The sequence below is a fragment of the Serratia sp. NA_112.1 genome, from assembly GCF_052691715.1.
The window spans coordinates 98,440-111,755 of record NZ_JBQZFO010000008.1 but is presented as its reverse complement, the minus strand read 5'-3'; the positions used below and the strand labels follow the sequence as shown (position 1 = coordinate 111,755).

At 56.4% G+C, this 13,316-nt stretch carries 4 protein-coding genes; all 4 read left to right on the top strand.

Annotation, left to right across the window (positions count from 1 at the left end):
* The first annotated feature begins 4 nt into the window (after nt 1–4).
* The 4 genes from tldD (at nt 5) to ACUTQ5_RS16290 (ending at nt 13,267) form a co-directional block, all read left to right on the top strand.
* Complete coding sequence (gene tldD, locus ACUTQ5_RS16305; protein ID WP_445652105.1) at nt 5–1,450, top strand: metalloprotease TldD; 1,446 nt, start codon at nt 5–7, stop codon at nt 1,448–1,450.
* Nucleotides 1,451–1,742: 292 nt separating this feature from the next.
* Nucleotides 1,743–3,413, top strand: a complete 1,671-nt coding sequence (locus tag ACUTQ5_RS16300; protein ID WP_445652104.1) for a ShlB/FhaC/HecB family hemolysin secretion/activation protein — start codon at nt 1,743–1,745, stop codon at nt 3,411–3,413.
* A gap of 26 nt (nt 3,414–3,439) precedes the next feature.
* Nucleotides 3,440–12,883 carry a hemagglutinin repeat-containing protein gene (locus tag ACUTQ5_RS16295; RefSeq protein ID WP_445652103.1) on the top strand — a complete coding sequence of 3,148 codons (9,444 nt, stop codon included), beginning with the start codon at nt 3,440–3,442 and terminating at the stop codon, nt 12,881–12,883.
* Entirely contained in the window at nt 12,884–13,267 is a 384-nt protein-coding gene (locus ACUTQ5_RS16290) for a hypothetical protein (RefSeq protein WP_445652102.1), read from the top strand. It begins immediately after the preceding gene.
* Nucleotides 13,268–13,316 lie beyond the last annotated feature (49 nt).

The following is a 13,316-nucleotide window of genomic DNA, read 5'->3' as shown; positions in this document are numbered from 1 at the left end:
AATTATGAGCCTGACGTTTGTCAGTGAGCAGTTACTTTCTGCTAATAAGCTGAGTCACCAGGACCTGTTTTCCGTCCTGGGGCAACTGGCCGAACGCCGCCTCGATTATGCCGATCTCTATTTCCAGTCGAGCTACCACGAAGCCTGGGTGATTGAAGACGGTATCATCAAGGATGGCTCTTACAATATCGATCAAGGGGTCGGGGTACGCGCCGTGAGCGGCGAGAAAACCGGCTTCGCCTATGCCGATCAAATCACCCTGAACGCTTTACAGCAAAGCGCCCAGGCCGCGCGCAGCATAGTGCGTGACAGCGGTAATGGTCAGGTGCATACCCTGGGTGAAATCAGCCATAAGGCGCTGTATCCCCTGCTTGACCCGCTGCAAAGCCTGCCGCGTGAAGAGAAAATCGCGCTGTTGCACCGCATTGACAAGGTCGCTCGTGCGGCCGACAAGCGGGTACAGGAAGTCAATGCCAGCATCACTGGCGTGTACGAGCAGATCCTGGTGGCGGCAACCGACGGCACTCTGGCAGCGGACGTTCGCCCGTTGGTACGTTTGTCAGTCAGTGTGCTGGTGGAACAAGACGGTAAGCGTGAACGCGGTTCCAGCGGTGGTGGCGGTCGTTTCGGCTATGACTATTTTCTGGAAATTGCCGATGGTGAAGTCCGTGCCGATGCTTACGCCAAAGAAGCGGTGCGCATGGCATTGATTAACCTTTCTGCGGTGGCGGCCCCAGCAGGCAATATGCCGGTGGTGTTGGGCGCAGGCTGGCCGGGCGTGCTGCTGCATGAAGCGGTGGGGCACGGGCTGGAAGGTGATTTCAACCGTCGCGGTACTTCGGTATTCAGCGGCCAGATGGGCCAGTTGGTGGCTTCCGAGCTTTGCACGGTTGTGGATGACGGCACTTTGCAGGGGTTACGGGGATCGTTGGCGATCGATGACGAAGGCGTACCGGGCCAGTACAACATGTTGATTGAGAACGGTATCCTGAAAGGTTATATGCAGGACAAACTCAATGCGCGCCTAATGGGGGTTGCGCCGACCGGTAATGGCCGCCGCGAGTCCTATGCGCACCTGCCGATGCCGCGCATGACCAATACCTACATGCTGGCGGGCAAGTCAACGCCGGAAGAGATCATCGCCAGCGTTGAATACGGCCTGTATGCGCCGAACTTTGGTGGCGGCCAGGTGGATATCACCTCCGGCAAGTTTGTGTTTTCCACCACCGAAGCCTACCTGATCGAAAAAGGCCGCATTACCAAACCGGTGAAAGGCGCTACGCTGATCGGCTCTGGTATTGAGGCGATGCAGCAGATTTCGATGGTGGGCAACGATCTGGCGCTGGATAAAGGTGTCGGCGTCTGCGGTAAAGAGGGGCAAAGCCTGCCGGTGGGGGTTGGTCAACCAACCCTGAAGCTGGACACCCTGACCGTCGGTGGTACTGCGTAATCCATACTCCCCAGGGGCCGATTCATGGCCCCTGTTAGCCTCTTTTTTGTGGCGCTTATCGCATTAGCGGCAATTTTTGAGTTTCGTTGAAATTAAAGAGCGATTCACTGTTTTTTCCCTTTTTGTGCAAATCAATAAGTTATATTTAACTGACTCAAATGATTTTATGCGGGCTGACTTGAGAATTCTCTCGTATTATCAGTCAGATCGAGTTGGTGGCTAATGATTTGCATCTTGTTACATTCTCCATTCTGACGTTAAAATGCTGAAAAACACACGGATGGTCTTCTGAATGGATTCAGTCACTCCACGACTTTCGGCAGCTTTGCTGTGCCTTTTATTTTCCTCCGCCACCGGCGCTAACCTGCTTAGCCCGGCGGACCGCGACAGTATCCAACAACAGCAGCGCGACTTGCTGGAACAAAACCAGCAGCAGCGGCAGGAACTGCAGCGCAGCCTGACGCCGACTCTGCCCGCAACCCCGGCACCCAGCGCCAATACGGGTGGCCCTTGTTTCACCATCAGCCATATTCGCCTGGAAGGCGCTGAGCATCTGCCTGTCAGTGCGCAACACAAACTCACTCAGGATTATCTGCAGCAATGCCTGGATCTGGGGCAAATCCAAACGCTGGTGCAGCAGATCTCCGACTGGTATATCGGCCGTGGTTATATCACCAGCCGCGCATTCCTGACCGAGCAGGATCTGTCGCGTGGCGAACTGCGGTTACTGGTGCTGGAAGGTCGGCTTGAGAAAATCCTGCTGGAACAGCACGAAGATCGCATGCTGAAAATGGCCTTTCCGGGTTTGCAAGGCAACATTCTTAACCTGCGCGACATCGAGCAGGGCATGGAGCAGATTAACCGCCTGCGCCAGCAGCCGGTGCAGATAGAAATCCTGCCTGGCAGCCAGCCGGGCTACTCGGTGGTCAATTTAAGTGCCAAACCTGAGTTTCCGCTGATGCCTGGGCTGGGGTTCGACAACAGCGGGCAAAAAAGCACCGGAACCGGGCAACTTAACGGATCGCTGACCGGCAACAACCTGCTGGGGTTGGCGGATCAATGGTTTGTCGCCGGGGCACGTAGCAGTGATTTTGCCAACGATCACAACGCACGCAGCGTGCAGACCGGCGTCAGCCTGCCCTATGGGTACTGGACGCTGGATTACAACTATTCCTACAGCGACTACCTGACCACCATTAACAATCGGGGATTCGACTGGCGTTCCAGCGGTGACAGCCAGGCTCATCGCCTGGGCGTTTCGCGGGTGCTGTTCCGTGACGGCGAAATGAAAACCGGCCTGTCGCTGGGGCTGACGCACCGTATCAATCGCAACTATCTCAATGATACCCGGCTCAGCAGCAGCCGCAAGCTGACCAGCGTGGCGCTGGGGGTCAGTCATAGCCAGAAACTGCTGGGTGGTTTCACCACCCTGAACCCGGCCTACAGTCGTGGTGTTCCCTGGTTGGGCGCAGAAAATGACAGTGGGAAAGTTAAAGAAGCACCCCGGGCCGAGTTTCACAAGCTTTCGCTTTCCGGCAGCTACTACCTGCCGCTGGCGCAGAATTGGACCTATCTCACCAGTTTATACGGTCAATGGAGCAACCACCGTTTATACGGCAGTGAACGCCTGACGATCGGTGGGGAAAGCTCGGTGCGCGGTTTCAAGGAACAATACCTCTCCGGTGACAAGGGCGGTTACTGGCGTAACGAGGTCAACCGCACGCTGGTGACATTGCCGTACCTCGGTAGCATTAGCGCCCTGGCGGCGCTCGACGGTGGCTATTTGCAGCGCGACAAGCTGGATGCTAACGCCTCCGGCACGCTGTGGGGTGGTGCAGTGGGGTTGGGCAGCCGCGGCAGTTATTTCAGCAGCCAACTGACCCTCGGCTGGCCGCTGGCGTATCCCGACTGGCTCAAACCGGATCGGGTCTCGGTTTATTACCGGGTGAATATCGTACTTTAATGCTAATGCACAGGAAAGTTTCAAGGATGAAACATCAACATAATCAACCGCTTAAAAAACATCAGCGCCTGCTGAGTTACACCCTGTGCATCTTGCTGGCCGGGCAGCCGCTGCTGCCTGCGCTAGCCCAAGGTGTTAACGTTGCCGAGGGCAATACCCGAGTCGCTCAGGCCGCCAACGGCGTGCCGGTGGTCAACATTGCCACACCGAATCAGGCTGGCATTTCTCATAATAAATACAACGATTTCAACATTGGCAAAGAGGGGATGATCCTCAATAACGCCACCGGGCAGCTCAACCAGACCCAGCTCGGCGGCCTGATCCAGAACAACCCCAACCTACAGGCCGGCAAGGAAGCACAGGGCATCATCAACGAAGTGGTGGCCCCAAATCCTTCACAGCTGCAGGGCTACCTCGAGGTGGCAGGCAAGCAGGCCAGCGTGATGGTCGCCAACCCCTATGGTATCACCTGTGACGGTTGCGGCTTTATCAACACCCCTAACGCGACGCTGACCACCGGCAAGCCGGTGCTGGGTGCCGACGGCAAGCTGCAGGCGCTGGAAGTGACCCAGGGAACCATCACTATTCAGGGCAAGGGGCTCAATGCCGACAGCAGCGACAAATTCGCCCTGATTGCCCGTGCGACCGAGATCAACGCGCAACTGCATGCCAAAGACCTCAACATCACGCTCGGTGCCAACCGGGTCGACGCCTCCGGCAAGGCCACGGCGATCGCCGGTCAGGGCGAAGTCCCCAAAGTCGCCATCGATACCGGTGCGCTGGGCGGTATGTACGCCAACCGTATTCATTTGGTGTCCAGTGACAAAGGGGTGGGGGTCAACCTCGGTAACCTCACCGCGCGTGAAGGCGATATTCAACTGGAAGCCAATGGCCAACTGCGGCTGAACAAAACCCTGGCGCAGGGCAGCCTGAATGCCACGGCGGCAGGGATGACGCTGAGCGGCAACCATAAGGCCGAACAGGCGTTTACCCTGAACAGTAGTGGCGACATTGCGATGGAACAGGCCACGCTGAGCGCCAAAGGGGATATGCAACTGACCGCCGCAGGCAAACTACAGGCTGGCAAGGCCGACACGGATGGCCGCTTGCAGTTGAATGCCGCCAGCCTGAGCAGCGATAAAAACAGCAGTCTGACGGCCGAAGGTGACATCAACCTGACGCTCAGTGGCGACGGCAATTGGCAGGGCACGCTGACCGCTGGACGCGATCTGCAGTTGCAGGCCAATCATCTGAACAACGCTGGCCAGCTGGCGGCCAATCGCGACAGCCGTCTTAACACACAGAACCTGACCAACAGCGGACTGATCCAGGCTCAGGGCACGCAGAACCTGACCAGTACCCAACTCGACAATTCGGGGCAGTTGAAAGTGGGCACTGTGCACACCATTACCGCCAACGGTGTCGACAATCAGGGGACGATCACCTCCCTGCAACAACTCGATCTGTGGGTACGCGACAAACTTAATGTCGGTGGCTCACTGTCTGCCGATGGTCTGCTAACGGTACAGGCAGGGGAGTTTTTGCTGGCCGGAAGCGCCAGCGGCAAGCAGGGGGTCACCCTTGCTCACACCGGCGTGCTGAAAACCGAGCTGGGCTCATTGCTGCTGAGCGACGGCAATATCACCCTCAACGCCGATGACATGCAGCTCGGCGGGCTGCTTTCCAGTGAGCAAGGCCTGACGCTGGTAACGCCAAACCTGCTGTCTACCGTTGGCGCCCGCACCCAGTCCAAACAGGACATGACCATCAAGGTTGCGCAAGACGCGCAGCTGGCCGGCGTGTTCAACACGCTGGGGGATTTGAAGTTTTCTGCCGCTACGGCGGATAACCGCGGTGACATTGAAGCCCGCTCGCTGGATCTGACATTCACCAAAACCTTCAACAACGCCGGTAAGTTTCAGGCGGAAAATACGTTACTCCTCACCACGCCATCGTTGTTCAATTCGGGGGTAATGGTCGCCAAAGGCGTCGAGCTCAATGCCGACAGCCTGGACAACAGCGGACGACTGCAGGCGTGGGAAAACGCGAATATCACCAGCAAAGATCTGCAAAACCGCTTGGCAGGCCAGCTGCTGGCCGGTGGCACATTGACGCTGCAGGGCACCGAGCTGAACAATGCCGGCAAGCTGCAGGGCCAGAGTGTGGATATTGACGTGCAGCGTTGGGACAACAGCGGCAGCGCGTTGGGCGACAAAGGCTTGACCGCCGCGGTTGGGCTGGGACTGGGAAACAGCGGGCAACTGCTGAGCGAAGGGCCGATGAAACTGACGGCCGCCACGCTGAATAATCCTGGAAAAATACTGAGTAAGGGAGCGTTACAGCTTTCCGCCGATAGCGTCAGCAATCAGGGGGAGGCGCAAGGTGCAACCACCAATATCACCGCCAAGTCGCTGAACAACAGCGGCAACCTGATTGGTATACAAAAGCTGGTGTTGCAGTTGGAAAAGGATCTGATCAACGCCACTGTCGGTAAACTGCTGAGTGACGGTGAACTCACGGCCAGCGCAGCGACGGTTAATAACAGCGGATTATGGCAGGGCGATCTTATTACGCTGACGGCTCAGAAACTGGATCATAAGGGTACGCTACAGGCGGGGAAAGGGATCTCGCTGGATCTGAGCGGCGATCTTAATGCTGATGCAGGTAGCAAGATCCTCTCCAATGGTGAAGCGGCAATCAAGGCACTGGCACTGAATAACCAGGGAAGTTGGCAGGCGGGGGCGTTACGTCTGACAGGTGACAGTCTGAGTAATAGTGGAACACTGATTGGTGTTAACCGGCTGAATGCCGAAATAGCAAAAACGACTACGCAGCAAGCTACAGGACAGATGCTAAGTAACGGTGTGCTGAAGCTGAATGCTAATAACATCAATAATCTGGGGCTAATGCAGGCGGGTGAATTGTTGTTGAAAGCCACCGACCTGACCAACAGCGGGAGGCTACAGGGGCAAACCCACTTCGAAGCCAAATTGAGCGGCGTATTCAACAACCTGGCAGGCGGCAATGTGCGCAGTTTAGCCGGGTTGCGGATGGAGGCGGACGAACTGGATAACGCCGGTGAGCTGCAGGGAGATGGCGGCAGCGTGCTGCAGTTGGATCGTCTGTTGAGCAACTCAGGTAAGCTGAAGGTTGGCGGTGCCTTGAGTCTGCAAGCCCCGACGCTGAACAACAGCGGTTGGCTACAGGCTAATAGCCTGACGTTTAACGGCACCAAATTGGATAACAGCGGCACATTGAGCACCACCGGTGATAACCAGCTCACGCTCGATAGTCTGAAGAATACGGGGACGTTGCAGGGCGGTAATTTAACCCTGCAGGCAGACAGCCTGGATAACGCCGGCACGCTGCTGGCCACCAGCCAGATGAGCCTCAAAGCGTGGCAGGTGGATAACCAGAAGAGTGGCAAGCTGCTCAGCGGTGGCGATGCCACACTGACCAGCACCTTGCTGAATCAATACGGCCAACTGGTGGCGCTGGGCAATATGGCTTTGAGTCTGAAAGACGCTTTTACCCAGAGCGGCACCCTGGCGGCGGGCAAAGCGCTGGCCCTGACCAGTGATGGCGATATTCTGCTAAAGGGGGCCACTCAGGGCCAGAGCCTGGATCTGCGCAGCGGTGGCCAGTTGACCAACGCAGGCACCTTGCGCGGCGGCAGCGGTGACATGCGCCTGGAAGCGGCCGGGATCACGCAAAACAGCGATGCCAGCCTGCAATCGGGCGGGTTGGTGCAATTGCTGAGCCGGGGCGATATCAGCAATAACGGCTTTATCGGTACCGCAGGCGATCTCCTACTGAGTGCCGCTAACCAACTGATCAACAGCGGTATGCTATACGCCGGTGGTGATATGAGGTTGCTGGCGGACCGTATCACCAACCAGCGTGGCGATATTCTGGCGGGCAAAAACCTGTGGATGCAGAAAGACGCCGACGGCAAGGCCAACAGCCAAATCGTCAATACCTCCGGCACTATCGAAACCGAAACCGGCGATATTCATATCAACACCGCGCATCTGCTTAATCAGCGTGATGGCTGGTCTGTGAGTACAGAAAAGCAGATGGCGGTGAAGGATCCACTGTGGAATGGCCAGACGCTGGTCAATATGAAACTGGGGGATCTGGCCGAAAGCGAGCTGGGTTATTACATCAAAACTGTGCGCACCGGCGGTAGCATGGGCCACGGCAACGGTTCAGTTGATGATTACTATTATTTAGCGCCTAAAGCGCCCGCGGTGGACAAAAAAATTCTGGTTGAATCGTCCAAAGTGATCGTAACGGCGAATGGCGGAACTGGGCGTATTGCAGCAGGAAAAGACATTGTTGGTACCGTTGAACGTTTTGACAATATCGCCAGCGATATGTTGGCCAATGGCGATATCTCGCTGACTGGCGGCACGCTGAATAATCAGAGTGTACAAGCAGGAGACCAGAGTAAATACCTGAATTATCACTATGATGGTGAAACCGCACAGTATGATTTCGGCAAGCGCCATTCGCTGGCTGACTTCAAAAAGAGCGGAAATTACATCCGTGATAACGTCAACACAGCGATTCAGTACCGCTTAACCGGGCAGCCAGAGTACCAGAACGAAAACACCGTTGTTTACCGCAGCGTGATGCAGGCCGGAGGCACGGTCAACGCCAACTTTAGCGACGATATCGGCAACACCACGCTGACCCCGAACGCGGGTAGCCTTAGCCACACTCTGGCGCGGCCAACGCTGGACAGCTTGCAGCAGCCGGATGACGTCAACGGTGTGGAACAACAAGCCCTGGCGAAGGATCAAAGCGTCGCTTTCGGCACGCCGGAGTGGAAAGACAACCTGCAGGAGGCGCTCGGCACGCTCGGCAATAACGCCGTAGACTTGTCAGATTACCCACTGCCAAGCGGTGGCAATGGCCGCTTTGTTGTCACTGAAGATCCAAGCAGCCCCTATCTGATCACCACCAACCCCAAGCTGGATGGCCTGGGGCAGTTGGACGGCAGCCTGTTCAACGATCTCTACGCCATGTTGGGCCAGCAGCCGGGTACTGCCCCGCGTGAAAACGACAGCCGTTTCACCGATGAAAAGCAGTTTATCGGTTCGGCCTATTTCCTCGACCGCCTGAAATTAAACCCGGATTACGACTACCGCTTCCTCGGGGACGCGGCGTTCGATACCCGTTACATCAGCAACGCGATGCTTAATCAAACCGGCCAGCGCTATCTTAACGGCGTCGGATCCGATCTGGCGCAGATGCAGCAGTTGATCGATAACGCGGCGTGGGCGCAGAGCGGCCTGAACCTGCAGTTCGGCATCAGCCTGACGCCGTTACAGGTTTCACAGCTGGAGCACAGCATCGTCTGGTGGGAGAAGGTAACGGTCAATGGCCAGACGGTGCTGGCACCCAAACTCTATTTGGCCAAAGGTGACGTCGTCCCACAGAGCGGCAGCGTGATTGCCGGCAACAAGGTTAACCTGAACGGTGGCAGCATCCGCAACGACGCCAGCACGCTGCAGGGCGGTGAGCGGCTGAACGTCAACAGCCAGGCAGGCATCAGCAATCTTAATCAGGGGATGATCAACGCTAACGACGGGCTGAGTTTGAGCGCTATTGGTGATATCAGCAATATCGGCTCGACCATCAGTGGGCAGCGGGTGCAGCTTGAAAGCCAGGACGGCAGCATTAGCAATAAAACTCAGGCCCGCCAGTGGGATGCCACCGGAACCCAAGGTGGCCAATCGCTGACGCTGTCGCGCACGGAAGTCGGTGATACTGCAGTGATCCGTGCCGGAGATACATTGAACATGCAGGCCGGTAACAATATTGATGTTACCGGGGCGCAGGTTACCTCTGGCGGTGCAATGGAGCTGCGGGCGGGCGGTGACGTCAACCTGCTTGCCAATCGTATTGAATCTATTGATAAAACCAACAATAGCGAGCACACCAGCAGTGGCGCGACGCGCAGCACCCTCACCAGCGGCGGTGATCTGCAGTTGCAGGCCGGACGTGACCTGAATTCACAGGCCGCGGCGCTGGTGGCAGACAACGACGTCGGCCTGCGCGCCGGGCGTGACGTTAACCTCAATACCCAACAAAGCCGGGAATATCAGGAAAGCCATGGTGGTCGCCAGCAGCGAGTGAACGAGTCCATACGCCAGCAGGGCACTGAGATTGCCAGCGGTGGCGACACGCGCATTCAGGCCGGGCGGGACGCGACCCTCAACGCCACCCAGGCCCAGGCCAGCGGTGACGTGGCGGTGAGCGCCGGGCGTGATATCGCGCTCAATAGCGCCACTGAAAGCGACTACAGCTTCTTCGAAGAGACCAAGGTCAAAAAAGGCTTGATGTCCAAAACCACCACCCATACGGTGGAAGAGGACTACGCCACCCACGAGAAAGGCGGCTTGCTGAGCGGGAACAACGTCTCGCTCAATGCCGGTAACGATCTCAAGGTGCAAGGTTCGACGGTAGTCGGCGACGGCAAGGTAAACCTGCAGGCAGGCAATAACGTCGACATTGTGGCAGCCACCGAGGAGCAATCCCGTTATCGGCTGAACGAGAAAAAAACCAGCGGCATGTTCAGCGGCGGTGGCATCGGCGTGACTTTCGGCAGCAAATCTTCCCGCCATCAGTTGAACGAAGACGGTACCACCCAAAGCCAGAGCGTCAGCACCATTGGCTCTACCGGCGGCGACGTGAATATCGTGGCCGGCGGCAAGGCGCATATCGGTGGCGCGGACGTGATCGCGGATAAGAACCTGTCGGTGACGGGAGATAGCGTACAGATCGACCCGGGCCAGGATATCCGTCGTCGTGATGAAACCTTCGAACAGAAACAAAGTGGTCTGAGCCTCGCCTTGTCCGGCACGGTAGGCAGCGCCATCAACACGGCGGTAACGACGGCCCAGCAGGCGAAGCAGGAAACCGATGGGCGACTGGCAGCATTGCAGGGCACCAAAGCGGCCTTATCCGGCGTGCAGGCGGTTCAGGCAGGGCAACTGGCCACAGTGGGCAATACCGATACCGAAGAAGGCAGCATGGTAGGTATCAGTGTCTCGCTGGGGGCACAGCAATCGTCGTCGAAGCAGCATCAGGAGCAAACTAGCGTTACCGGTTCAACGCTCAACGCCGGTAATAATTTGCAGGTGACGGCAACTGGCAAGGGTAATACGGCCGACAGTGGCGATATTGCCGTGGTGGGCAGTCAGCTCAAAGCAGGGGGCGATACCACCCTGAATGCCGAACGGGATGTATTGCTGTTGGGCGCGGCCAATACGCAGAAGACCGAGGGCAGCAACAAGAGCAGCGGCGGCAATATTGGCGTCAGTATTGGCGTGGGTAAACAGACCGGATTGAGCGTGTTCGCCAATGCCAATAAGAGTCAGGGTAGTGAGCATGGCGATGGCACGTTCTGGAGTGAAACAACGATAGACAGTGGCGGCAAACTGTCGCTGCACAGCGGCCGGGATACCCTGTTGTCGGGTGCGCAGGCCAGTGGTGTAACGGTGAAGGTGGATGCCGGGCGTAACCTGACGTTGCAAAGCCAGCAGGATAGCGATAACTACGACGCCAAACAGACCAGCGTCAGTGGTGGTGTCAGCGTAGCCATCATCGGTGCCGGTGGCTCTGCCAGCCTAAGCATGAGTCGTGACAAACTGCACAGTAATTATGACAGCGTGCAGGAGCAAACCGGTCTGTTTGCCGGCAAGGGCGGCTATGATGTTAAGGTTGGTGAGCATACGCAGTTGGACGGTGCAGTGATTGCCAGTACCGCCACAGCGGATAAAAACCGTCTCGATACCGGTACTCTGGGCTTCAGTGATATCCATAATCAGGCGGATTTCAAGGCCGAGCATCAGGGGGGCAGCATCAGCAGCGGTGGCCCAGTGGGGGCCGATTTGCTGACCAATCTGGCGGGCGCAGCCCTGTCCGGCGCGGGTAATAAAGGGTATGCAGAAGGCACCACGCAGGCGGCGGTGTCGGGCGGTAGCGTGGTTATTCGGGACCAGGCCAACCAGCAGCAGGATGTTAATCAACTGAGCCGGGATACCGATAACGCCAACGGCAGTATCGGGCCGATTTTCGACAAGGAGAAAGAGCAAAACCGGCTGAAGCAGGCACAACTGATTGGCGAGATAGCCGGGCAGACGATGGATGTTATCCGTACCCAGGGTGATATCAATGGTCTGAAGGCGGCGAAGGCGGCCAACCCGACTGAAAAAGACGTTAAGGTTCTGCGTAACAGCGACGCCTATAAAAAGACCATGGAAAGCTATGGTACCGGCAGCGATATGCAAAGAGCCGCGCAGGCGGTGACCGGGGCGTTGCAGGCGTTGGCGGGGAACAATCTGGCTGGAGCCTTGGCGAGTGGCGCGGCACCGTATCTGGCGAGAGAAATCAAAGCGCGTATCGGTGATGACAACGTGGCCGCCAACGCGATGGCGCATGCGGTGCTGGGAGCGATAGCCGCGCAGTTGAACAACCAGTCGGCGGTAGCCGGAGCGGTGGGTGCCGGTGGTGGCGAGCTGGTAGCGCGGGTAATACTGAGTGAGATGTTCCAGGGCCGTAAAATCTCGGACCTGACAGAAAGCGAGAAACAGCAGGTGAGCGCACTGAGCCAACTGGCCGCAGGGCTGGCAGGCGGTCTTGCTGCAGACAGCGGCGCAGGCGTGGTGACAGGTTCGCAAGCCGCTAAGAATGCGGTGGAGAATAACTTGCTGGGTGGAAATGAAGAAACCCAGACCAAGTTCGTGCAGGAGCACGGCAAGAATATCGCGTCTTGCAGCACTGACCCAAGCTCAGCGTCCTGCCAGAAAGGGCTGGCGATGAACGATGCGCTGATGGTGGCGCTTCCGGCGGGTCTTGGTGGTGGCTTACTGGCCGCGGCCACGCCTGAAATAGCAGCGGCAGCGAAAGCAGCGATACAGGCTTGTGCGGGTAATGTGGTGCTGTGTCTGAATAATGCCGGTATCCAGATGTCGGAAGCCATCGTGCCTGGCGGTGTTGGCGCTGGCGGCGCGGTAGGTATCGGTAAGACAGCGGCAGAGGCAACGGCGGCGAAAGCTGAGGCTGTTGCGGCTAATGCGGCGAAGAATAGCCAACTGCCAACAGGAACTGTCTTCGATTCGATCAAAGGTACTCAGCCTGTATATCCTGGTTCAGTGATTCCTAAATCTTTTGAAATGTCGTTACCGAATGGTCAAAAAGTATGGGTACACGGAAATGCTACTGAGCATATGGCAGAATATGCGGCATCAAAAGCTGTCACACAGACACCTGAAGCTGTAAGGCTTGCTAGTCAGGTAGAACTGAAAAGTTTCCAGTCTGCTGTAAATACAGCAACGAAAAATAAAATGCCGTATGGTGAGAGAATTACTGTTGATGGCTGGCAACTTGAAATCAAACCTCCTCGCGCAGTGGGTGAGTTGCCAACGATCATTCATGCTCGTTATGTAGGAGCACATTAAATGGATATAGAAATTAGCTGTCCTATAAGTATCACATTGGACGTAATAGAGCTTGATGAGCATATTCCATCAATGAAATTTAACGTTTCAATTCTAGTGAAAAAGTTTGGTTATAGTACTGAAGTGAACTCTCAGTTATGGGTGGAATGCCAATGTTTTGATGAGTTTATCAATAGCATACGTCAAGATAACACGGCCGTGCTTAAAGATATAAATGGCTTTTTCGAATTGTTATTAAACCCTGCTCAAGGGTGGCTTGAATGGTCATGTGCTAAAGAGGATCTGGATGGCTATATCACATTGGCTAAAGGTAGAGAGAAGCTAACTGATGAGTCAAAATACGCATTATATAGGGCATTTAATGATTATCCGAAATGGTGGTGATCAATAAATTTATCAATAAATCCCGGCCAACTGGCCGGGATTTTTACAT